The 22,949-nt window shown below is 40.7% G+C and carries 20 protein-coding genes; 13 read left to right on the forward strand and 7 right to left on the reverse strand.

Features of this window, described 5'->3' with window-relative positions; genetic code table 11:
- Positions 1-3: 3 nt before the first annotated feature.
- From mnmE to rsmG, 3 genes are read left to right on the forward strand one after another with little or no spacing between them, the layout of a single operon-like run.
- Positions 4-1,374: a tRNA uridine-5-carboxymethylaminomethyl(34) synthesis GTPase MnmE gene (gene mnmE / locus AB5627_RS00985; protein ID WP_022287180.1), complete on the forward strand. Its 1,371-nt coding sequence runs from the start codon at positions 4-6 to the stop codon at positions 1,372-1,374.
- Between the two features lie 36 nt (positions 1,375-1,410).
- A complete protein-coding gene (gene mnmG / locus AB5627_RS00990) occupies positions 1,411-3,294 on the forward strand; it encodes a tRNA uridine-5-carboxymethylaminomethyl(34) synthesis enzyme MnmG (protein WP_022287181.1) in 1,884 nt (627 codons plus the stop codon).
- A 1-nt stretch (position 3,295) separates the two neighbouring features.
- On the forward strand, positions 3,296-4,015 hold the full coding sequence (rsmG, locus tag AB5627_RS00995) for a 16S rRNA (guanine(527)-N(7))-methyltransferase RsmG (RefSeq protein ID WP_022287182.1): 720 nt from the start codon (positions 3,296-3,298) through the stop codon (positions 4,013-4,015).
- A 68-nt stretch (positions 4,016-4,083) separates the two neighbouring features.
- Here the strand turns inward: rsmG and jag are convergent, their stop codons facing one another.
- The 5 genes from jag to rpmH all read right to left on the reverse strand — a co-directional run bounded on the left by jag (position 4,084) and on the right by rpmH (position 7,413).
- A complete protein-coding gene (gene jag / locus AB5627_RS01000; RefSeq protein WP_022287183.1) occupies positions 4,084-4,980 on the reverse strand; it encodes an RNA-binding cell elongation regulator Jag/EloR in 897 nt (298 codons plus the stop codon).
- A 43-nt stretch (positions 4,981-5,023) separates the two neighbouring features.
- Positions 5,024-6,361, reverse strand: a complete 1,338-nt coding sequence (locus AB5627_RS01005) for a YidC/Oxa1 family membrane protein insertase (RefSeq protein ID WP_022287184.1) — start codon at positions 6,359-6,361, stop codon at positions 5,024-5,026.
- Between the two features lie 65 nt (positions 6,362-6,426).
- Positions 6,427-6,675: a membrane protein insertion efficiency factor YidD gene (gene yidD, locus AB5627_RS01010; protein ID WP_022287185.1), complete on the reverse strand. Its 249-nt coding sequence runs from the start codon at positions 6,673-6,675 to the stop codon at positions 6,427-6,429.
- A 1-nt stretch (position 6,676) separates the two neighbouring features.
- A complete protein-coding gene (gene rnpA, locus AB5627_RS01015; protein ID WP_022287186.1) occupies positions 6,677-7,051 on the reverse strand; it encodes a ribonuclease P protein component in 375 nt (124 codons plus the stop codon).
- A 227-nt stretch (positions 7,052-7,278) separates the two neighbouring features.
- Positions 7,279-7,413: a 50S ribosomal protein L34 gene (gene rpmH, locus AB5627_RS01020; RefSeq protein ID WP_022287187.1), complete on the reverse strand. Its 135-nt coding sequence runs from the start codon at positions 7,411-7,413 to the stop codon at positions 7,279-7,281.
- Between the two features lie 537 nt (positions 7,414-7,950).
- Here rpmH and dnaA point away from each other — a divergent pair.
- The 8 genes from dnaA (at position 7,951) to gyrA (ending at position 17,815) form a co-directional block, all read left to right on the forward strand.
- Positions 7,951-9,312: a chromosomal replication initiator protein DnaA gene (dnaA, locus tag AB5627_RS01025; RefSeq protein ID WP_022287188.1), complete on the forward strand. Its 1,362-nt coding sequence runs from the start codon at positions 7,951-7,953 to the stop codon at positions 9,310-9,312.
- 445 nt (positions 9,313-9,757) lie between these two features.
- Positions 9,758-10,864, forward strand: a complete 1,107-nt coding sequence (dnaN, locus tag AB5627_RS01030; RefSeq protein WP_022287189.1) for a DNA polymerase III subunit beta — start codon at positions 9,758-9,760, stop codon at positions 10,862-10,864.
- A gap of 4 nt (positions 10,865-10,868) precedes the next feature.
- Positions 10,869-11,093 carry an RNA-binding S4 domain-containing protein gene (locus tag AB5627_RS01035; protein ID WP_022287190.1) on the forward strand — a complete coding sequence of 75 codons (225 nt, stop codon included), beginning with the start codon at positions 10,869-10,871 and terminating at the stop codon, positions 11,091-11,093.
- 1 nt (position 11,094) lies between these two features.
- On the forward strand, positions 11,095-12,225 hold the full coding sequence (gene recF, locus AB5627_RS01040) for a DNA replication/repair protein RecF (protein WP_022287191.1): 1,131 nt from the start codon (positions 11,095-11,097) through the stop codon (positions 12,223-12,225).
- Entirely contained in the window at positions 12,225-12,485 is a 261-nt protein-coding gene (gene remB, locus AB5627_RS01045; protein WP_022287192.1) for an extracellular matrix regulator RemB, read from the forward strand. Before recF ends, remB begins: the two co-directional genes overlap by 1 nt.
- A gap of 103 nt (positions 12,486-12,588) precedes the next feature.
- A complete protein-coding gene (gyrB, locus tag AB5627_RS01050; RefSeq protein WP_265290371.1) occupies positions 12,589-14,517 on the forward strand; it encodes a DNA topoisomerase (ATP-hydrolyzing) subunit B in 1,929 nt (642 codons plus the stop codon).
- 15 nt (positions 14,518-14,532) lie between these two features.
- Entirely contained in the window at positions 14,533-15,222 is a 690-nt protein-coding gene (locus tag AB5627_RS01055; RefSeq protein WP_022287194.1) for a YcxB family protein, read from the forward strand.
- A gap of 46 nt (positions 15,223-15,268) precedes the next feature.
- Positions 15,269-17,815: a DNA gyrase subunit A gene (gyrA, locus tag AB5627_RS01060; protein ID WP_215650041.1), complete on the forward strand. Its 2,547-nt coding sequence runs from the start codon at positions 15,269-15,271 to the stop codon at positions 17,813-17,815.
- A gap of 169 nt (positions 17,816-17,984) precedes the next feature.
- On the opposite strand, the gene serS is transcribed toward gyrA, so the two are convergent.
- The gene (gene serS / locus AB5627_RS01065) at positions 17,985-19,268 is read right to left on the reverse strand and encodes a serine--tRNA ligase (protein WP_022287196.1); all 1,284 of its coding nucleotides are present in this window, start codon (positions 19,266-19,268) and stop codon (positions 17,985-17,987) included.
- A gap of 315 nt (positions 19,269-19,583) precedes the next feature.
- Between serS and secD the strand changes: the two genes are divergently transcribed.
- Both secD and secF read left to right on the forward strand, forming a co-directional pair.
- Positions 19,584-20,966, forward strand: a complete 1,383-nt coding sequence (secD, locus tag AB5627_RS01070; RefSeq protein WP_265290336.1) for a preprotein translocase subunit SecD — start codon at positions 19,584-19,586, stop codon at positions 20,964-20,966.
- On the forward strand, positions 20,959-21,939 hold the full coding sequence (gene secF / locus AB5627_RS01075) for a protein translocase subunit SecF (protein ID WP_022287198.1): 981 nt from the start codon (positions 20,959-20,961) through the stop codon (positions 21,937-21,939). Before secD ends, secF begins: the two co-directional genes overlap by 8 nt.
- A gap of 57 nt (positions 21,940-21,996) precedes the next feature.
- On the opposite strand, the gene AB5627_RS01080 is transcribed toward secF, so the two are convergent.
- Positions 21,997-22,692, reverse strand: a complete 696-nt coding sequence (locus AB5627_RS01080; RefSeq protein WP_022287199.1) for a RadC family protein — start codon at positions 22,690-22,692, stop codon at positions 21,997-21,999.
- Positions 22,693-22,949: the final 257 nt, after the last annotated feature.

The following is a 22,949-nucleotide window of genomic DNA, read 5'->3' on the forward strand; positions in this document are numbered from 1 at the left end:
AAAATGAAAGATATATGTGCTGTTTCAACACCCCTTGCTGAGGGGGGAATATCTGTAATAAGAATAAGCGGTGATAATGCCGTAAGCATAGGTGCAAAAGTTTTTAAACCGCTGTCATGCAAAAGTGTTGAAAACATGGCAGGCTATACCTGTGCATACGGAAAAATAGTTGACAAAAACGGCAGAGAAGTCGATGACGGTGTCCTTACGGTTTTCCGTGCGCCTAAGTCATACACCGGTGAAAACGTCTGCGAGATATCATGCCATGGCGGAATATATGTTACAAAAAAAGTTCTCAGACTTTGCATTGAACAAGGTGCAGAGCTTGCTCAGAGGGGTGAGTTCACAAAAAGGGCTTTTCTCAACGGAAAGCTTTCACTTACTCAGGCTGAGGGCGTAATGGAAACTATCTCCGCTCAGGGAGAATATGCACTTAATTCTGCAAATCTTACAAAAGAGGGCAGGCTTTTCAGGCTTATTTCTGATATGTCAAGAAAGTTTGTCACAATACTAGGTGAACTTGCGGCATGGGTGGATTATCCAGAGGAGGACTTGCCTGAGATATCTGAGGATAATCTCAGAGAGAGCCTTAAAAACGCTTTGGCAGGGCTTGATAAAATAATAGCAGATCATGACAGCGGTATGATACTGAAAAACGGTGTTGACACTGTTATCGCAGGCAAGCCGAATGTTGGAAAATCGACCCTCATGAATATGCTGTTGGGATATGACCGCTCCATAGTCACAAATGTGGCAGGCACTACACGAGATGTTATCGAAGAAAGTGCAAAGCTTGGCGAGCTTATTTTGAAGCTTTCCGACACTGCGGGAATACATGAAACTGATGATGAGGTTGAAAAAATAGGCGTTGATATTGCAAAGAAAAAGCTTAAAAACGCTATGCTTGTGATAGAAGTTTTCGACATTTCAAGAGAGCTTGACGAGGAGGATAAAGAACTGCTTGAATATGTGAAAAAGCTTGGAAAGGAAGTTATCATAGTTCTCAACAAATCTGACCTTGAAAATGTTGTTGAAAGGTCGCAGCTTGAAAAATATTCAGACTATGTGATAGAGATATCTGCGAAACTTGACGAGGGCAGAGAAGAGCTGCAAAAAGCCACAGAGAAGCTTTTGGGCATTGGCGGATATGACGCTGACAGCACGATTTTTGCAAACGAGCGTCAAACAGCCTGTGCAGAACGTGCAAGAAAATATCTTGCCATGGCTCTTGAAAGCCTTGATATGGGAGAAACTTTGGACGCTGTTACTGTGATGATAGACAATGGCGCAAATGCACTTTTGGAGCTGACAGGAGAAAAAGCTACAGAAGCGGTGGTAGACGAGGTATTTTCAAAATTCTGCGTAGGAAAGTAATTTATATGGTCTTATTTTCAGACAGGTGGTTTTATTATGCAAAAGGAATATTTTGATATTATTGTGGTAGGTGCAGGTCACGCAGGCTGTGAAGCGGCTTTGGCGGCGGCACGCCTTGGACTAAAGACGGCACTTTTTACCATAACACTTGACGGTGTTGCCAATATGCCATGCAACCCCTCTATAGGCGGAACTGCAAAGGGACATCTTGTTCGTGAGATAGACGCTTTGGGCGGAGAAATGGGCAAGGCGGCGGATAAAACTTTTCTGCAAAGCAGGATACTCAACCGTGGAAAAGGTCCTGCCGTTCATAGTCTGAGGGCGCAGATAGACCGTGTTGAATATCATAAGCTTATGAAAAAAACTATCGAAGATACTGACGGGCTTTATCTGAAGCAGGCTGAGATAACTGATATTTTATTTGAGGAGGACGGCAAAACTGTCCGTGGTGTGCGTACAAAGCTTGGCACTGAGTATGACTGCAAGGCTGTTGTCATCTCAACGGGAACTTACCTTGGCGGCACTGTCCATGTGGGTGCGGTATCATATTCAAGCGGTCCTGACGCAACTTTGCCTGCACTTAGTCTGACAGAATGTCTTAAAAAGGCAGGCATGACCATAAGACGTTTCAAAACAGGCACTCCTGCCCGTGTACACAAGCGTTCCATAGATTTTGACAAGCTTGAAGTTCAGTGCGGTGACGATGATATAACGCCATTTTCTTTTGATAATCATGAAAAGCTTGAAAATAAAGTCAAATGCTATGTGGCTTATACAAATGAAGAAACACACAAGGTAATAAGAGATAACATACATCTTTCACCTATATATTCGGGTAGGATACACGCTATTGGTCCTAGATACTGTCCGTCTATCGAGGACAAAATAATGAGATTTTCGGATAAGCCAAGGCATCAGCTTTTTATTGAGCCAATGGGTCTTGACACTGACGAATATTATCTGCAAGGTATGTCGTCATCACTGCCTGAGTTCGTTCAGCTCCAATTTTTGCACACTATAAAAGGACTTGAACACGTTGAGATAATGCGAAATGCCTATGCCATAGAATATGATTGCTGCGACCCTACAGAGCTTTCTGCTACGCTGGAGTTCAAGGCTTTTGACGGTCTTTACGGCGCAGGTCAGTTCAACGGCACTTCGGGATATGAAGAAGCCGCCGCACAAGGTCTTATCGCAGGCATAAATGCCGCACTGAAAATTCTCGGCAGAAAACAGCTTATTCTTGACAGAGCGTCATCATACATAGGCACTCTTATTGACGACCTTGTTACAAAGGGTTGTTCAGACCCTTACAGAATGCTCACATCAAGAAGCGAATACAGACTTTTGCTAAGACAAGATAACGCTGACATAAGGCTCACGCCTATAGGACATGAGATAGGGCTTATCTCAGACGAAAGATATCAGCATTTGCTTGACAAAAATGAACAGATAGCCGCTGAGATAAAGCGTGTTTCAAAGATAAATATTGCGCCAGATCCTGAGATAAATGCCTATCTTGAATCTGTAGGCACTGACCCTCTTAACAACGGCATAAAACTTGCTCAGCTTATCCGCAGACCACAGGTATCATATGACGGTCTTGCACCTTTCGATAAGGAACGACCTGAGCTTTCAGCAGAGGTAAAAGAGCAGGTAGAATTGCAGATAAAATATGACGGCTATATAAAGATACAGCTTGAACAGGTGGAGGCTATGCGAAAGCTAGAGAAAAAGGCTTTGCCTGTTGATATTGACTATAATGATATAAAAAGTCTTAGACTTGAAGCAATTGAAAAGCTCAATAAGATAAAGCCTGTATCAGTTGGTCAGGCAAGCCGAATCAGCGGAGTAAACCCTGCTGACGTGGGTGTGCTTTTGGTATGGCTCTCATCAAAGAATGACCATAGGGAGGAATAGTATGTCAAAGCTTATTTCTAAGGACGATTTTATAAAGCTTTTTGATAATTATGATATAACAATATCTGACAGCGATTATTCACGCTTTGAAGCTTATGCAGATCTGCTTTGTGAATGGAACGAGAAAATAAATCTTACTGCTATCACTGACCCTGAGGGAATTTCAATAAAGCATTTTTTTGACAGCGTTTATCCTTTCACACTTTTCGAGGTAAAAGAAAATGCAACGGTAATAGATGTCGGCACAGGAGCAGGATTTCCGTCCTGTCCACTGAAAATCGTCCGTGACGATATAAAGCTTACACTTTTGGATAGCCTTAATAAGAGGATAAATTTTCTTGCACAGCTTTCAGACAGTCTTGACCTTGGTGCGACCTGCATACACGGCAGAGCAGAGGAGCTTGGCAGAAGCATAGAGTGCCGTGAACAATTTGACATTGCCACAGCAAGAGCAGTGGCAAACCTCAGCGACCTATGCGAGTATTGCCTGCCTTTTGTAAAAGTCGGCGGATATTTCGTTGCATTGAAAGGCTCAGGAGGAAATGACGAGCTGAAAGAGGCTAAAAATGCTATTAAGATACTGGGAGGAAAGGTCGAAGAGGTCTTTGACTATGAACTTCCAACAGGCGACGGCAGAACGCTTATCCTTATAAGAAAAGTATCTGAAACGCCTGAAAAATATCCACGCAACAAGGGTCAAATGAAAAAGAAAAAATTATAATACGAATATATGCACAAAAAAACACGCTGAATTTTTGTTCAGCGTGTTTTCTTATTGTCATTTTTAATTTAGAACTCTATCTTTGAGTAAAGACCTGAATCCTTCATTGTGTCCTCTGGCTTTGGCTTCTTGTAGTCCTTTTCAAAGCTTGTTGTGATGTCAAAACCCTTTGAGCGGCGATTGTTATTGTTTCTTCTTCTGCCGCCGTTCTTCTTGTAGCCGCCTCTGTTGTCATACTTTCTAGGTGTTGTAGAGCTGATTATTACCTTTCTCCATGGCTCTTCACCCTTTGACTGAGATGTTACACCCTCGATCTCTGATACAGCAGCGTGAATGATTCTTCTCTCATATGGATTCATTGGCTCAAGAGCTGATGAATGACCGCTTCTCTTTACGTTGTTTGCTATCTTTTTTGCAAGCTCTTCGAGCTGGGTCTTTCTTCTTGCCCTGAAACCATTGCAATCTGTGGATATTCTGAAATATTCTCTGTCTATCCTGTTGCATACAAGTGATGCAAGATACTGAAGTGAATCGAGGATATCGCCCTTCTTGCCGATAAGCTTCTCGAACTCTTCGCTCTTTATCTCAAAAAGTGCGCCGTTTTCAAGCTTTGTTACCTCGATCTCTGTGTCTTCTATACCCATTGCCTTTATAACATTGAGTATATATTCCTTTGCACAGTCAGCCTTTTTCTGCAAAGTGTCGCTCCACTCTGCCTCTGCCTTGACTTCTTCTTGAACTTCTGCCTTTTCTTCAACAGCCTCTGTTTTTTCAGTTACAGTTTCTACCTTTGTTTCAGGCTCATATTCAGCTTCTACCTTTGCCTCACCCTTGATCTTTCCGAAAAAGCCCTTTTTAGGCTCTTCAAGAACTGTGAAAGTGATCTTTTCTACTTCTGTTCCAAATTCAACTGCCGCCTTGTTCTTTGCTTCGTCTACAGTTGCGGCTGTAAAGATCTGTTTCATTTTTTTCTGCTCCTCTCGCTAAAAAAGTTTAGTCAACAACAGGTCAATCCTGTGAATCGTCATATTCGTCGCCATATTTCTCAGCCATTCTCTTTCTGGCTTCGTTAAGACGTCTTCTCTGCTCGTCTTTAAGCTCCGTCTTTGTTTTCTTCTTAGGCTCATCGTAATCCTCATCGTCAGAAAGTGACTTTCTGATCTCAGCAGGATCCTTACCAGCCTGTATCATCTGAGCCTCAGCCATTTTCTCCATAAGAGTAGGCTTGCCCTTCTTTTTCTGCTTTGCTATATCCTTCTGAACAAGCTCTGCAACGTGTTCAGGTGTATAGATCTTATTGAGTACGATAGTCTGTCCAAGTGCAAACAGTGAAGAATAGCACCAGTAAAGACCAAGACCTGCCGGATAGCTGAAACCGATCCACAGTGAGAAGATAGGCATACCATAAAGCATTATCTTCATTCCCATTCCGCCCATATTAGCGGCGTCAGGATTGTTCTTCTTTGCAAAATGCTGTGAAACGAATGTCACTATAAGCTGCAAAAGTGCTGATACAATAGGGATAATGCATGAAAGATCCTTCATTGTTGGTATCTTTCCAAGGAAAAGTCCGAAAATGCTGTAGTTGAAATCTTCAGCCGCAGCCTTTACGCTTGTTGGAAGCACATCTGCATACTGTCCGCCCTCTTTTTCAGTGAAAACGAAAGTCATAAGCTCAGGTCTTGACTGAATGAGGTTTGTGGAGAAGTAATTCTCGTTAAGAATAAAAGTATCTATATCATTATGAGCCTTGATAGCATCCATAACGTTAGATATCTTGTTGTCATTAGAAAGTGCCTTTGCAGACTTTGGATACTTGTCCTTATCTGTAAAAAGCTTTTCAAGCTTATCATAAGCTTCGTCCTCAGTAGCACCGTCTTTCTCAAACTTTTCAATAAGCTTTTCTATTGTAGTATCCTTGCTTTTTACCTCAGCACTGACAACATAAAGATTTGATATCATGTTGTTTGAGTCTGTAAGCTCCTCTTTATCTGCGTTTGAAACGTAGGTAAGAGGTCCGTAAATAACAGGGATAAGAGCAAACAGAATTACCATTGTGATGACCATTGGCAAACAGCTTGCCATAGGGTTTACGCCAGCCTTGGCGTAAAGGTTCATCTGCTCTTCCTGCATCTTCTGCTGGTTTTTAGCGTATTTCTTCTTTATCTTTTCAAGCTCAGGCTGAAGCATGGTCATTCTTGCCATGCTCTTCTGCTGCTTGACGTTAAGCGGAAATACTATAAGTCTTGTAAGGATAGTGAAAAGCAGCAGTGCTATTCCGTAGTTCTTGCATACAAAATAGCAGCCCTTCATTATCCAGCCCAAAGGGGTCGCAATAATACCCATTTAATATCCTCCAGATCAATTATTTGTCATATTGATAACCTATATATCTGATTAAGCTCTCAGGCTTATTTTTTTCTGATTTTAAAATACTCAGTGGTAAGCTTGTCAGGAACATAGTCAACCCCTCCCAGACTCCACGGGTTGCACCTAAGCAGTCTCCATACAGTGAGCAGCGTGCCTTTAAAAAAGCCGTGTTTTCTGTAAGCCTCCAGCGCATATGCCGAACAGCTTGGATAATACTTGCACCTTGGTCCGAAAAGAGGACTTATAAATCGCTGATAAAACCTTATCAGCAGCTGAGCCAGTTTACTCATTTTACTTTCTCTTTGCCCTGCCTGACCTGTTATTATTTGGAACAGGCTTATTCATCTCTTTTATGAGTCTTTTTTTTATAAATCTTTCAATATCCTGAGTTTTCTTTTCCCCTATATCGTTTCTTCCCACAAAAACTATATCATAGCCCAGCGGAAATTCCGCCTCGTTAAGTCTGTAGGCGGCTCTAACTATTCTCTTTATCCTGTTTCTCGTTACTGCGCAGCCCTGCTTTTTGCCTGCCGTTATGCCAAGCCTGTTATACGGGCTGCCGTTGGGATAAAAATATGCTGCTACAAAACTGTCTGCACAAAATCTTCCCTTTTTATAGCACCTTAAAAATGCCTTGTTATCCTTTAAAACCGTTGTGAACAGCATCTTCATTTCCCCATTGTGTACTGTTTTTACTCTTTTCGCCTTTTCACGGCAATTTTGCCAAAAAAAGATAAAGACCCAATACCATGCAAATCAATGAATGGTATATAGGTCATCTGAGGCAGCGTCCAACGACGCTTAAATACAACTGCCTAGGGACATCGATTCAGGCGTAACTAACCGCCTGAATAATGCCTGTCAGACTTATCATCAGAAACTGCCTGTATCTCTTAGTAGCTGAGTCTAGCTCTGCCCTTTGCTCTTCTTCTTGCGAGTACCTTTCTGCCGTTAGCAGTAGACATTCTCTTCATGAAGCCGTGAACTTTCTTTCTCTGAAGCTTTTTAGGCTGATATGTTCTTTTCATCGAATTCTCCTCCTTCCGCTTTCAACACTCCGTCATTTTATACAAAAAAACGTCCTCGGAGATGTTTAAACTTATAGGGTCACAGCAAATTACAATATCGCTATGAAAAAAGCCCTTGTAATTTAATATTATAGCTCATTCACACACCATTTGTCAAGCCTGTTCATAATATTTTTATATTTTTTTTGATATTATTTTTCTTTGCTTTGGAGGGCTTACTGTCCGAAAAACCTGCCGCTTACGTCCTCATTTTTTATGAGCATACAATATATTGTGTGCCAAATATAAATTTTATCTGTATTAAGTGTTTTTTCTTATCTTTGAAAAACATACTTTTTATCCTTATTTCTTTCCTTATATATAATATATAGGACTTGAAATTTTAAGTCAAGTGTGCTATAATAGTATAGAATTGATTAATTATGCCTGTTTATATTTTTTTTTAACTCTGACCTGCCGTCTGTTTGACAGGGGTCACGGCGGACAGCGGAAACACCGCACAGGCAGAGCTATTTTCTAGGAGGTTATGGAGAAACAATGGATTCCTTTAATGACGTATTTCAGGAGGTCCTGAAATATTGCCGAAACTGCAAAAGTATCAGCGAGCCGGGATATAACAAATGGATAAAGATACTTGAACCGATGAAGCTTGAAAACAATGTGGCTTATCTTCTCACTGATTCTGATTTTTCAAGAGATATCACTATGAACGCCTATGAGAATCTTTTAAAAGAAGCTTTTCTCAACACTTTGGGCTTTGAGGTAGATATAAAAATACTTGTTAAAGACAAAGAAGAAGTTAATGAAACTGAGGAAAAGGATATAGAAGTCAAGGTGGCTGACTTTTCTGATGAAGAAAACAACAATCTTACCTTTGATAACTTTATCAAAGGTAAATCGAATGATCTTGCCTATGCTTTCAGCACGGCTGTCGCACATAAGTATGACGAAGATCAGAAAACACCGTCTAACACAAATACTATATTCAACCCTCTCATCATATACGGTGATTCGGGGCTTGGAAAAACTCACCTTATGAAAGCTATCGAGCATGAGGTAAAGAAAAATCACCCTGAGCTGAAAATTATTTACACCACAGGTGAATCTTTTATAAACCAGCTCGTTAAAGCTATCGAGTCAAAGGAAACTAATAAATTTCATGATAAATACAGGAATGCCGACTATCTTATGGTAGACGATATACAGACCATTGCAGGCAAGGAGCGTATGCAGGAGGAATTTTTCCATACCTTCAACGATCTTTACAATGCAGGCAAGCAGATAGTTCTCACATCGGATATTGCACCGTCAAAGATATCGAAGCTTCAAAATAGGATACTTACCAGATTTTCACTGGGCGTTCAGGTAGACGTTACACCGCCTGATTTTGAAACAAGAATGGCTATCGTAAAGAAAAAGGCTGATATGCTGGACTTACAGCTTTCTGACAATGTCGTAAGGATAATAGCAGAGAAGATAAAGACGAACATACGTCAGCTTGAGGGAACTGTAAACAAAATAAAGGCTCTTACCATTTATACGAATGAAAGCCCGTCCATATCTATGGCTCAGAGGATAATCAAGGAAATAATCATTGAAAATCACCCTGCTGAGATAACGGTTGACAGGATACTTCAGGAGGTAGCGGCGGCATTTGACGTTACTGCTGACGACATAAAATCAACAAACAGACGTGCAAACGTATCCCTTGCAAGAAAAATAGCGATCTATCTCTTCAAGGACGTAAAGGGCATGACCTTTATACAGATAGGAAATGAGCTTAACAAAAACCATTCAACTATGACCATACACTATCAGGACGTTGTTAAAAATCTTAAAGAGAACAAACAGCTAAAAGATACCGTTGACGACATAATCAAAAACCTCAAGGACAATTAAACGGACTATTTCAACATTTTCAACATAGTTTTCAACAATTTTGTTGAATATCCGGACTTGGATATATAAAGCTTTGCGGAATGTTTTTCAAAACTTTGCACAATGAAGTTTAAACAATGGTGTTATAAAATAAAACACCGATTTTCAGGTTTCAACATTTTTTGCGATAATAATAAACATTCAACAAACATTTTTTCAACTTTTCAAACACAAAAAAAGTTTTTGAAAACACAGTTGAAGTGATGTTAAAATAAACTTGAAAAGGAAAACAAGTCTGCAAAAGGCTTTGAATGACTTTTCAACCATTTCAACACACTCTACTACTAATACTAATTTAATATTGATTTATTTATATATTATCAGAGCAAAAAATATAAATTTGAGAAATTCATATGTTGAAAAAACAAAAGTCAGATAAATGTAATTTTTTAGAAAGGAAATTGCTATGAAAATTCTGTGTAATAATGCTTCACTTTGCGGAGCAGTAACAAATGTTTCAAAAGCAGTGTCAGAACGTGCTGCACTTAAATCTCTTGAGGGAATAAAATTCAAGCTTGAAAACTCAATGCTGGAGCTTACCGGCTATGACCTTGAGATAGGTATAAAAACTGTTATACCAGTAAAGAGCGACGATTCGGGAGAATTTATACTTAATGCAAGACTTTTTGCTGAAATGATAAGGAAAATGCCTTCTGAAGAGATCCTGATAGAGGTTTCTGAAAATTTTCAGGTGACGATCTCAGGAGGAGTTACCACATTCAATATCCCTGCAACATCAGCAGAGGAATATCCTGCACTACCTAAGAAAGAGGAAGAAAACAAGATAACTATCTCTCAGCCTGTTCTTAAGGATATGATAAATCAGACAAAGTTTGCCGTGGCTGTTACAGACCTTAAGCCTGTTCTTAAGGGCGAGCTTTTTGAGATCGAAAACGGTACTCTTACTCTTGTTGCCCTTGACGGATATAGACTTGCTGTGAGATATGAGCCTATAAAGTATGACGGAAGTCTTAAATTCGTCGTTCCTGCAAAAACTCTCTCTGAGATAGCAGCACTTCTGGGAGATAATGACGAAGAAACAGCCTCCGTTTATCTCTCAAAAAATCATGTTGTGTTTGAATTAAACGGCTATCTTGTTTATTCAAGACTTATCGAGGGCGAGTTCCACCCTTATAAGTCAGCTATACCGACTACTTGCACAACTGAGGTCATTGTTGACAGGAAAGAGCTTATTGCCGCTCTTGAAAGAAGTTTGATACTTATAAGTGACAGAACGCCGTCACCTGCAAGATGCTATTTTGAAAATAATTCTATAAAAATAAACTGCTCAACAAGCGTTGGAAAGATAACAGACGAGATAAAGGCTGATATAGCAGGTCCTGTTATCGAGATAGGCTTCAAGTGCAAATATCTTCTTGACCCTCTGAAGGTCATAAAGGAAGATAAGGTCAAATTGCAGATGAGCGGAAGTCTGCTGCCTATGAAGATAGTTCCGTGTGAGGGCGACGCTTATACTTACCTCGTTCTCCCTGTAAGACTAGCAAAGGAATAAGAATATGAAATATCAGCAGATAGATGTAAATATAAAATCAGAGTTTATAAAGCTTGATTCTCTGCTTAAATATGCAGGCGTTGTGGAAACAGGCGGCATTGGCAAGGAGATAATCCTCGAGGAGAGAATCAAAGTAAACGGTGAAGTCTGTACAATGAGGGGAAAGAAGATCCGCCCCGGGGATAAGGTGCAGATAGACGAGATAGCTACAGAGATAGTGGTAAAATAAAATGGTGATAACCAAAATTTCCGCAGACGGATTTAAAAATCTCAAAAAAGTCGAGATATATCCTCATGAAAAAATGAATATTTTCTGCGGAAAGAATGCTCAGGGCAAAACAAATCTTATAGAAGCTATATGGCTTTGCAGCGGAGTGAGGTCTTTTCGCAACACAAAAGACAGAGAAATGATAGATATAAACGGACAGTTCATGAATATCGACATTTCATTTAAAAACAGCTTTCGCAGTCAGGATATACATTTTGCAATGGCTAGACCTAATGTGAGAGAAAAAAACGTCACCTTGAATGGCGTAAAGCTGAAAACTCCCTCAAAGCTTTTCGGAAGCCTTGATTGTGTTATCTTTACTCCTGAGGATCTGGAGCTTTCAAAAGGCTCTCCCGAAAACAGACGGCAGTTTCTTGACCTTTCAGTGTCACAGATAAAAAATTCCTACAGCTCTGTTATCTCAAAATATGATGATCTTATAGAGCAGAGAAATATATTGTTAAAAAATATCTGTTACGGCAGATCAAAAAGAGAAGAGCTTGAAGTGTGGGATATCCAGCTTGCTCAGCTTGGGGCTTATATTTCGCTTTTAAGATACAATTATACCAAAAAGCTCGATATGTTCGCAAAAAAGCTTTATGAGGATATATCAGAGGGCAGAGAAAGGTTGGAGCTTGAATATTATTCCACTGTGTATTCAAATCTGGAGGGCAGAAAAGATTATGCAGGAGAAATGGCTGAAGAGTATCTAAGCTGCCTGCAAAATAATCTTGATGACGATATAAGAGCAGGATTTACACAGAAAGGCGTTCACAGAGACGATCTTGCGGGAAAAATAAACGGACTGGCAGTTAGACAATTCGCTTCTCAGGGACAGCACCGCTCTCTTGCTCTTATTTTGAAGCTTTCGCAGGCTTATATACTTGCCGAGGAAATAGATGACAGCCCGTGTATACTTCTCGATGATGTTTTGAGTGAGCTTGACCTATCAAGGCAGAAGTTCGTTATTTCGAAAATACACGATATGCAGGTCTTTATAACCTGCTGTGACAGGAATATCCCCTTTGACGAGAAAAGCCATGGAAAGATATTCAATATAGAAAACGGAATGATAGTTCAGGAGAATAAGTGATGTTTCTGCATTTAGGAAATAACTATTTAGTCAATACTAAAGATATCATAGGGATCTTCGATATAGAGAACACCTCTGTTTCTGCCAACACAAAGGAATTTCTTAATTTTGCGGCAAAAAACAGACGTGTTGTGAACTGCACATATGAAATGCCTAAAAGCTTTGTGGTGTGCCTTGATAAAGACTTTACGGAAACTGTGTATATAAGTCAGATGAGCTGTGCCACACTTTTGAAAAGAAGCAAAAGAATGCCTGAATGATGAATCAAAGATATAAGATTATAAGATAAAAAACAAGTGATGAGGGGGTTATTTTTTGGAAAATAACAACGAGATCGAGATCCAGAACACCGAGGAAATATCCATGGTGGATAAGCAAAATGATTATAATGAAAATCAGATACAGGTGCTGGAGGGTCTTGAAGCGGTAAGAAAAAGACCTGGTATGTATATCGGATCAACAGGTCCTAAGGGACTTCACCACCTTGTCTACGAGATAGTTGACAACGCTATCGATGAGGCATTGGCAGGATATTGCACTGAGATAGAAGTAGAGATACTTCCCGGGGACATTATCAGAGTTACCGATAACGGACGTGGTATCCCTACAGGTATACACCCAAAGGAGAAAATATCTGCTGCAACGGTAGTTTATACCATTCTCCACGCAGGCGGAAAGTTCGGCGGCGGCGGATATAAGGTAGCAGGCGGACTCCACGGCGTTGGTGCGTCTGTAGTAAACGCCCTCTCGGAATATCTTGAGCTTACAGTTTATGACGGAAAACATATTCATTTTCAGAGGTTTGACAGAGGTAATTATTCAGAGCCGCTGAAAATAATCGGCGATACTGATAAAACAGGTACTTCCGTTCTCTTTAAGCCTGACCCTGAGATATTTCAGGAAACAACAGTGTTTGACTATGAAACACTGCTTAAAAGACTTAGAGAACAGGCATTCCTTAACGCTGGTATAAAGATAATATTCACTGATAAGAGAAATGAATCAGAGCCTGTGGGCGAAACTCTCCATTATGAGGGCGGTATAAGACAGTTTGTGGAGCATATCCACAAAACAAGAGGCGTTACTCCGCTTTCTGAGGAAGTTATCTATGTCAACGGCATGGAGGGCGATACCTTTGCTGAGATAGCTTTGCAGTATAACGATACTTATAATGACCTTATACTTTCATTTGCTAATAATATCCATACTCCTGACGGCGGTACTCATGAAACAGGCTTTAAAAATGCTCTTACAAAGGTAATAAATAACTACGGTAAGAAGTTCGGCTATCTTAAAGACGACGATAAACTTCTTGGCGACGACGTAAGAGAAGGTCTGACGGCTATAGTATCCGTTAAGCTCACAAACTGTGAGTTTGAGGGACAGACAAAGGGCAGACTTGGCAATCCTGAGGTAAGACCTTTCGTTGACAAGATAGTTACCGAAAAGCTTATGAACTACTTTGAGGAAAACCCTACTGTGGCAAAGGCTATTTTTGATAAGTCCGTTCAGGCACAAAAGGCAAGAGAAGCCGCAAAGAAAGCAAGAGAGCTTACAAGAAGAAAATCTGCTCTTGAATCCTCTTCATTGCCTGGCAAGCTTGCAGATTGCTCAGAGAGAGATGCTTCACTCACCGAGATCTATATCGTCGAGGGAGATTCTGCGGGTGGCTCTGCAAAGGAAGGCAGAGATAGAAAATATCAGGCTATACTTCCTTTGTGGGGAAAAATGCTCAACGTAGAAAAAGCTAGGATAGATAAGGTATACGGCAATGAAAAGCTTATGCCTGTTGTTACAGCATTAGGAACTTCGATTGGCGAGGACTTTGATATATCAAAGCTCCGTTACGGCAAAGTTATCATCATGGCCGATGCCGATGTGGACGGTTCTCATATCAGAACACTTCTGCTTACATTCTTCTTTAGATTTATGCGTCCTCTTATCGAGGATGGTCATATCTATCTTGCTCAGCCACCGCTTTTCAAGGTTGCAAGGGGCAAACAGGTCAGATATGCTTTTTCAGACGCAGAGAGAGATCAGTATATTTCTGAGCTTTCAGGAGAGAACAACCTGAAGGTAAACGTTCAGAGATATAAAGGTCTTGGTGAGATGGACCCTGAACAGCTTTGGGAAACAACCATGGATCCTGAAAGAAGAACTATGATAAAGGTGACAATGGAGGACGCTGTTAAGGCGGACGAGATATTCACTATTCTTATGGGCGATAAGGTCGCACCGAGAAAAGAATTTATAGAGAAAAATGCAGAGTATGTAAAGAATCTTGACGTTTAAAGAAAGGATACTGCTTTGGATAACAACGAAAATAAAAATCAGGAAACAGAGCTTGAAGAGGTAAAGACAGAGGAAGCTGTTGAAACGGCTGAGAAAGCTGTTGATAATGCTGATGAGGTGGAAGAAGCAAAGATAGAAAAAGAGCCTGTTTTGAGCTTTGAGTATGATGTGAAAAACGAGGAAGAGGAAAGAGCTTTTTTAGCCTTTCAGAAGAAATTCGTTTATGCGCATAACTGGAAGATAACAGCGGCTTTTGGCGTTGTTGCGGTGCTTTTTATAGTGTCCATAGTGAGAAACCCTTCGGGATATCTTAACTGGGTGCTGGCGTTCATATGCCTTGCAATAATCGTTCTCACATGGTATAACACCAGAAGAATAAGAAAATATCTTATGCAGGCACTTAAACCTCTTGAGGACGACAAGTATGTTTTCACCCTCTATGACGACAGCTTCAAAATAGAAACGCTGCCGACAGAGGAGGAAAAGCAGGAGGAGGACTTTACTCCTGTTCCACCGAGGATAGTTGGTTTTGAGGATATCTCACTGAACGTTTTGGAAAATGACGAGATGTTTATTATAATACTCAAAAAAGAAACTATTTATGTGCTTGCAAAAAGAGTTATGAACGAGCAGCAGCAGGAAACACTGAGAAAAACTTTTTCAGAGCTGCTTGATAGCGATTATGAAATGATAGATAATAAATAAGAACAGGATATGTTCTTTTCAAAGTAAACCGAAAGGTTAAAAAGGAGTGGATAAAGTGAGCGATTATAACGTTATTGACACTGATGTTGAAGCGATAATGAAAGAATCTTTCATTCAATATTCAATGGCGGTAATTGTATCCAGAGCCTTACCTGATGTAAGGGACGGACTTAAACCTGTTCACAGAAGAATTTTATATACCATGTATGAAAATGGTCTTACACCTGATCAAGCTTACAGAAAATGTGCAGATACGGTCGGATCTGTGCTCGGTAAATATCACCCACACGGTGACGCATCAGTTTATGACGCACTTGTAAGACTTGCTCAGAAGTTTTCAATGAGATATCCTCTTGTTGACGGTCACGGAAACTTTGGTTCCGTTGACGGCGACCCTCCGGCTGCCTACCGTTATACTGAGGCTAAAATGGCTAAGATGTCAGTAAATATGCTGACAGATATAAACAAAACAACTGTTGATTTTCAGTCAAACTATGATGACAGACTGAAAGAGCCTGTTGTGCTGCCGTCAAGATTTCCAAATCTTCTTTGTAACGGCTCAGTAGGTATCGCTGTGGGCATGGCAACGAATATACCTCCTCATAACCTCCATGAAGTTATCGAGGGAATGAAAACTGTCATGAAAAACCCTGACTGCACACTTGATGAGCTTATGCAGAGCATAAAGGGTCCTGACTTTCCTACAGGCGGTATCATCATGGGCAGGTCCGGTATCAGAGCGGCTTACGGTACAGGCCGAGGAAAGATAACACTGCGTTCAAAGACCTCTATCGAGGAGATAAAGGGCAGAAACTGCATTATTGTCACCGAGATACCTTACATGGTAAACAAGGCAAGACTTGTTGAGTCTATCGCTGACCTTGTTAAGGAAAAGCGTATTGACGGAATACATTATATAAACGATGAATCCGGCAAGGACGGAATGAGGATCGTTATCGAGCTTAAAAAGGACGCTAATCCGCAGGTGGTGCTCAACAAGCTGTTCAGCTATACACAGCTTCAGGATACTGTGGGCGTTATAATGCTCGCACTTGTGAACGGTATTCCTAAGGTGCTGACTCTCAAGGAAATGCTTGAACAGTATATAGACTTTCAGGTCGATGTTATCACAAGAAGAACTAAGTTTGACCTTAACAAGGCTAAGGAAAGAGAGCATATCTTAAAGGGTCTTGTTATCGCACTTGACAATATCGATGAAGTTATCGAGATAATGAAAACTTCAAAGAATATCCCTGAGGCTAAGCAAAGACTTAATCAGCGTTTTGGTCTTACAGATATTCAGGCTGACCATATTGCAAATATGACCCTCGGACGTCTGACCGGTATGGAAAGACAGAAGATAATCGACGAGTTGGCTGAGATTGAAGTCAAGATAGCTGACCTTGAAGATATTCTTGCAAATCATCAGAGAATACTTGATATAATCATTGAAGAGGTCGAGGCTATTCAGGACAAGTTCGGCGACGAGAGAAGAACTCAGATAGAAAATGTCAGCGGTGAAGTTGATATCGAAGACCTTATCCCTGTTGAGGAAAGCGTTGTTACCTATACAAATGCAGGATATATAAAGAGAATGCCTGTTTCAGAGTATAAGGCTCAGAAGCGTGGCGGACGTGGCGTAACGGGTATGAAACAGCGTGAGGACGATTATATCGACGAGCTTCAGACCTGTTCTTCACATGACAATATACTCTTTATCTCCAATAAGGGCATAATGTATAAGCTCAAATGCTATGAGTTGCCTGAGGGTTCAAAGGCTTCAAGAGGCACAAATATAGTAAATCTTCTTGAACTGGGCGAGGGCGAGAAGATAGCCGCAATGATAAAAACTGCCGACTTTGACGAGGGCAAGTATATCGTCATGGTAACAAAGAACGGCAAGATAAAGAGAACTCCGCTGACTTCCTACAGAAATGTAAGAAAGAACGGTCTTATTGCAATTGGTCTTGATGAGGGCGATGAAATAGCAGGAGTAAGAATGACCTTTGGCGACAATGAGGTTATCGTTGCAACGCATAATGGTTATGCTATCAGGATAAGAGAAACTGACATAAGAGAGATGTCAAGAGTTGCTCACGGCGTAAAGGCTATAAAACTCAGGGGTAGCGACTATGTTGTATCAATGGCAAGAGTAAGAGAGGGTGCAAGCGTTCTCACTGTTGCAGAAAACGGTCTTGGCAGACGTGTTCCGCTGGAGTCTTATAAGGTACAGAACAGAGGCGGCTACGGTCTTATGAACTATAAGAGCGGCGGAGTATGCGGAATAAAGGTCGTTGATGATGAAGATGATATCATCATGATATCCACAGACGGCATTGTTATCAGAATAAGAGCCTGCGATATCAGCATGATGAGCAGATACTCCCGTGGCGTAAGACTTATGAGAGTCGGCGAGGACGGCAGAGTGGTTTCATTCACAAGAACTGAGCATGACGATGATGTTGAAACGGCTGAGGTGGAAAAGGCTACTGCCGAGGAGATAGCAGAGGCTCAGGCTGAGGAAAATGCTGAGGTCATTGAAGATAATACCGAAAGCGTTGAGAATGAGGATTCTGAAAACACGGAAGAATAATATAAAAATCAAGTAAAGACAAAATAAACGGGCGAACACTGTTCGCACCTGCATTGACTAAAAAATTAACGGACGGCTAAAAACCGTCCGTTTTTTGTATCTATATGATTTTTCAGACAACAAAAAAAGGTGAGCGGCACATGACCGTTCACCTTTTTGCATATCAAAATTACTTTGTTATCTTGTCCTTGCCACCCATGTACATTCTCAGTGGCTCAGGGATATTAACTGTTCCGTCAGCATTGAGATTGTTCTCGAGGAATGCGATAAGCATTCTTGGAGGTGCAACAACTGTGTTGTTAAGAGTGTGAGCAAAATACTTTGTGCCGTCCTCTGCTTTTATTCTTATGCCAAGACGTCTTGCCTGTGCATCGCCAAGATTTGAGCATGAACCAACTTCAAAATACTTCTTCTGTCTTGGGCTCCATGCCTCAACGTCACAGCTCTTTACCTTAAGGTCTGCAAGGTCGCCTGAGCAGCACTCAAGTGTTCTTACAGGAATATCGAGTGAACGGAAGAAATCAACAGAATTCTGCCACAGCTTGTCATACCATGCCATGCTATCTTCAGGCTTGCAGACAACTATCATTTCCTGCTTTTCAAACTGGTGTATTCTGTAAACGCCTCTCTCCTCGATGCCGTGTGCGCCAACTTCTTTTCTGAAGCATGGTGAATAGCTTGTGAGAGTTTTTGGAAGCTCACCCTCTGGAATGATAGTGTCGATAAATCTACCTATCATTGAATGCTCAGAAGTACCGATGAGATAAAGATCTTCTCCCTCTATCTTGTACATCATGCCTTCCATTTCAGAAAAGCTCATAACGCCTGTAACAACGTCTGAACGTATCATGTAAGGAGGAATGAAATATGTGAAACCTCTGTCTATCATGAAATCTCTGGCATATGAAAGAATTGCAGAATGAAGTCTTGCAATGTCGCCCATAAGATAATAGAAGCCGTTTCCTGATGTTCTTCTTGCACTGTCAAGATCAATGCCGTTAAAGCTTTCCATAATGTCAACGTGATATGGGATCTCATAATCAGGAACAACAGGCTCTCCGAATTTTTCAATCTCTACGTTCTCGCTGTCGTCCTTGCCTATAGGAACGCTTGGGTCGATTATGTTAGGGATAACGAGCATTCTCTCACGGATCTTGCCCTCAAGCTCTTTTTCCTTTTCAGCCATAGTGTCAAGCTCAGCACCGATAGCGGAAACCTCAGCCTTTACTTTCTCAGCTTCGTCCTTCTGACCCTTAGCCATAAGACCGCCTATCTGCTTGCTCATTACCTTTCTTTTATTTCTCAGCTCGTCAGCTTTTGTCTTAGCTGCTCTGTATTCCTCGTCAAACTGAGCTACCTCGTCAACAAGAACGAGCTTTTCGTCCTGAAACTTCTTTTTGATGTTTTCCTTGACAAGCTCAGGATTTGTACGGATAAGCTTAATATCTATCATTTTACATACTCCTTTTAGCTGACGCAAAAAAAATTCCTTACGTCGCAATATTTATCCTTTTAATAATATCACTAAAAGGAGATTTTGTCAAGACAAAGCCCCTTTAAAACAGGCTTTTGAAACAGGTTTTGAGAGAAATTATTTCATAGATAAAATACTATCATGATATAAGTAACAGTGCGAATTTCATAAAAACTATTGACATTTTGTATCAAACGTTTTATAATTATAAGGTGAATGTGTTCGTTATGGGCGTATTGTGCCCTGACGGCAGAAAAGCCTCTGGGCTTAATAAATTTATCAGGAGGATTAAAGGTGCGAAAAGTTAAAAAACCCGTGTTTTTTATCGTGCTTTTGTGTATAATTGCATTTGGATATCTTACTTATGCAGGAATACATACTCAGTACGGAGATATAAAAACAAGCTATATCAAGGGCGTTGAAGATATCCGCTGGGGTATCGATATTCAGGGTGGCGTAAATGCTACGTTTGAACCTGCCGATAATTACGACGCCACAAAGGAAGAAATGGACGCTGCAAAGGCTGTTATCGAGCAAAGACTTGTAAGCCTTAATATCACAGACAGCGAGGTCTATGTAGACTATAAGAAAAATAAGGTAATGGTTTCATTCCCATGGCAGGCTAACGAAGAAAGCTTTGACCCTGAGGCTGCCGTTTCTGAGCTTGGCGAAACTGCAAAGCTTGTATTCAGAAAGGGTAAAGAAGAAAAAGGCGAGCAGGTGCTTACAGGAAATGACGTTAAAAAGGCTGAGGTAAGACAAACTCAGGACGAAACTACAGGAAATATCAAGTATGTAGTAAGCCTGACACTCAATAACAGCGGTAAAAAAGCTTTTGCTGACGCTACAACTGAGCTTGCCGGAAAAGGCTTTATCTCTATCTGGATGGACGATAAGTGCATTTCTGCCCCAAGCGTAAATTCAGCTATCACTGACGGTGAGTGCGTTATCGAGGGCAAATTCACATATGATTCTGCAAAAGCTCTTTCAGATAAGATAAATGCAGGTTCTATCCCATTCGACCTTAAAACAACAAGCACAAACATCATTTCACCTACACTTGGTGAGGGTGCAAAGAACGCAATGGTGCTTGCAGGAATTATCGCATTTATCGTTATTGCTGCATATATCATCGTAATCTATAAGCTGCCGGGCTTTGTTGCGTCTATCGCACTTATAGGTCAGGTAATAGGTTCTATCGCCTGTATCACAGGCTTCTTTGGAAATATCGACAGCTTTACGCTGACTATCCCTGGTATCGCAGGTATTATCCTTTCTATCGGTATGGGCGTTGACGCTAACGTTATCACAGCCGAGAGAATAAAGGAAGAGCTTAACAACGGCAAGACCCTTAACGGAGCTATCGAGCTTGGCTATAAGAGAGCATGGAGCGCAGTATTCGACGGAAACATCACAGTAGTATTCGTTGCAATAATCCTTATGGGTGCCTTCGGACCTACAGACAGCGTTTTCGGAACACTTCTCAGTCCTGTATTCTCAGTATTCGGCGCAAGCACAGCAGGTACTATCTATTCACTTGGATATACTCTCCTTGTAGGTATTCTCCTGAACTTTGTATTCGGTATCTTCTGTTCAAGACTTATGCTTTCGTCCCTCTCAAAGTTCAAGTGCTTTAAGAAACGCAAGCTTTACGGAGGTGCTGAAATAAATGAGTAAAGAAAAAAAGACCCTGAATGTTGTGGGTCACAGCAAGTTATTTTATTCCATATCATGCGCACTTATCGCAATTTTTATCATTCTTACATTCGTTATAGGTCTTAACGTGGCTATCGAGTTCAAAGGCGGTACAGTTTTGACTTATACATATGAGGGCGATATAAAGACTTCTGACGTTTCAAATACCGTTTCTGACAGTATCGGAGATAAATGTACAGTAACTCTTGGCGAAAACACAGGAAACGCAGGAAAGACAGTAGAGATAAAATTCTCATCAACAAAGGGTATAAGCGATGATAAGCAGAACACCCTGAAAACAGCCCTTGAAAAGGACTTTCCTGATAATAACATAGAAGTTTATGAGTCAAACGACGTTGCAGCTTCAAGCGGTATGAACTTCTTCTTCAAGTGCCTTGCTGCTTGCGCACTGGCAATGGTCATCACTATCATTTATATCGGATTCAGATTTAAAAAGATAGGCGGTATCTCAGCAGGTGTGTTCTCAGTAGTTGCCCTTGCACACGATATGTGCATGGTATACGGTTGCTTTGTAATATGCAGATTTGACATCAACGCAAACTTTATGGCAGTTCTGCTGACTATCCTTGGATATTCTATCAACGCAACTATCATCATTTACGACAGAATCAGAGAGAATGAAAATCTTCTTGGCAACAAAATGGAGCTTGAGGATCTTGTAAACCTCTCCATTACACAGACAATGGGACGTTCTATCCATACAACTGTTACAACAGTTCTTGCTATGGCTACAGTTTGTATCGTCTGCATAATCTGCGGAGTAACATCTATCCTGAGCTTTGCTTTCCCACTTATCATCGGTATGATATCAGGTGTTTATTCTTCTAACTGTATCGCACCTACACTGTGGGTACATTGGAAAAAACATCAGGCAAAGAAGTCACATTCAGGTTCAAAAACAGGCAGCGCAAAGAAAAAGGCTTCAAGAAGATAAAATTTTATGGACGGTATGATAAACATATCGTCCATTTTTTTTTGTGATATTCTATTTTTAACACTCCATATCATGGATGAGTCCGCAGTTTCGCATGGAGATAGTTCCGTTATTGCCTGTTATATAATGGTCAAGAACTGTCACACCTAAACATCTCATATATCTCATGACCTCACGGGTGAGAGTAACGTCCTCCTGAGAGGGGGTGTTGGGTGAGTCAGGGTGATTGTGGGCAAGGATAACAATATCAGTGCCGCTGTTGAGAACGGCTTTTGTAAGCTCACGAAAATCAACAGGGGTAAATCTCGCACCGCCTGCGGATATGTCTGTTACGCTCTTTATGTGAAAGCCAGAGTCGATACAAATTACCTTGAACTTCTCCTGCTTTTCGTTTCTGAAACAGTTGTTTACAAAACTCAGCGCCGCAGATATGTTTCTAATGTCTATCCTGCTGTCTGTGACAGTGGAGCAGTAGTTTATAAGCTCTCTGAAAAATAAAAGTGAGTTTGCAGAGCTTTCGCCCATGTCCTTTACCGAAGAAAGCTCCTCCACAGAAGCGTTAAGAACGCTGTTTAAGCTTCCAAACTTTTTTATAAGCTCGTGCGCAATATCATTGGTGTTCTTTCTCGGCACAATGTAAAATAAAAGCATTTCAAGTATCTCATGCTCGGAAAAGCCTTTGAAATTTCCCGATTCTTTGAAACGCTTCCTCATTCTCTCTCTGTGACCGCCGTGGTCTGCTTGACTGCTCATTTTATCACCTCTTATACAAGTATAAAATATCCGCACTTTTTTGTCAATAAAAAACATTGTGACTTTATTCTTTACAGATAATTTCAGCAAGAGGGTAAGCTAATAATATTTAGAAAATTTTATTAATAAATCGCAAATAGCGTAAAATGCTAAAAAAACCTTCAGAAATATCAAAAGTGTCTGTGCGAAATGACGTTGAAAAAGGTTGTTTTTTTATGATATAATGAAATGGTAACTATTATATTATGGAGATGTTT

Source organism: Ruminococcus sp. RTP21198st1_G1_RTP21198_201120, from assembly GCF_040924265.1.
GTDB lineage: Bacteria > Bacillota > Clostridia > Oscillospirales > Ruminococcaceae > Hominimerdicola > Hominimerdicola aceti.

Excerpts from the sequence above, each read along its gene's own strand:
- mnmE (WP_022287180.1), top strand. The coding sequence starts at position 4 with ATGAAAGATATATGTGCTGTTTCAACACCCCTTGCTGAGGGGGGAATA.
- mnmG (WP_022287181.1), top strand. The coding sequence starts at position 1,411 with ATGCAAAAGGAATATTTTGATATTATTGTGGTAGGTGCAGGTCACGCA.
- rsmG (WP_022287182.1), top strand. The coding sequence starts at position 3,296 with ATGTCAAAGCTTATTTCTAAGGACGATTTTATAAAGCTTTTTGATAAT.
- jag (WP_022287183.1), bottom strand. The coding sequence starts at position 4,980 with ATGAAACAGATCTTTACAGCCGCAACTGTAGACGAAGCAAAGAACAAG.
- AB5627_RS01005 (WP_022287184.1), bottom strand. The coding sequence starts at position 6,361 with ATGGGTATTATTGCGACCCCTTTGGGCTGGATAATGAAGGGCTGCTAT.
- yidD (WP_022287185.1), bottom strand. The coding sequence starts at position 6,675 with ATGAGTAAACTGGCTCAGCTGCTGATAAGGTTTTATCAGCGATTTATA.
- rnpA (WP_022287186.1), bottom strand. The coding sequence starts at position 7,051 with ATGCTGTTCACAACGGTTTTAAAGGATAACAAGGCATTTTTAAGGTGC.
- rpmH (WP_022287187.1), bottom strand. The coding sequence starts at position 7,413 with ATGAAAAGAACATATCAGCCTAAAAAGCTTCAGAGAAAGAAAGTTCAC.
- dnaA (WP_022287188.1), top strand. The coding sequence starts at position 7,951 with ATGGATTCCTTTAATGACGTATTTCAGGAGGTCCTGAAATATTGCCGA.
- dnaN (WP_022287189.1), top strand. The coding sequence starts at position 9,758 with ATGAAAATTCTGTGTAATAATGCTTCACTTTGCGGAGCAGTAACAAAT.
- AB5627_RS01035 (WP_022287190.1), top strand. The coding sequence starts at position 10,869 with ATGAAATATCAGCAGATAGATGTAAATATAAAATCAGAGTTTATAAAG.
- recF (WP_022287191.1), top strand. The coding sequence starts at position 11,095 with ATGGTGATAACCAAAATTTCCGCAGACGGATTTAAAAATCTCAAAAAA.
- remB (WP_022287192.1), top strand. The coding sequence starts at position 12,225 with ATGTTTCTGCATTTAGGAAATAACTATTTAGTCAATACTAAAGATATC.
- gyrB (WP_265290371.1), top strand. The coding sequence starts at position 12,589 with ATGGTGGATAAGCAAAATGATTATAATGAAAATCAGATACAGGTGCTG.
- serS (WP_022287196.1), bottom strand. The coding sequence starts at position 19,268 with ATGATAGATATTAAGCTTATCCGTACAAATCCTGAGCTTGTCAAGGAA.
- secF (WP_022287198.1), top strand. The coding sequence starts at position 20,959 with ATGAGTAAAGAAAAAAAGACCCTGAATGTTGTGGGTCACAGCAAGTTA.
- AB5627_RS01080 (WP_022287199.1), bottom strand. The coding sequence starts at position 22,692 with ATGAGCAGTCAAGCAGACCACGGCGGTCACAGAGAGAGAATGAGGAAG.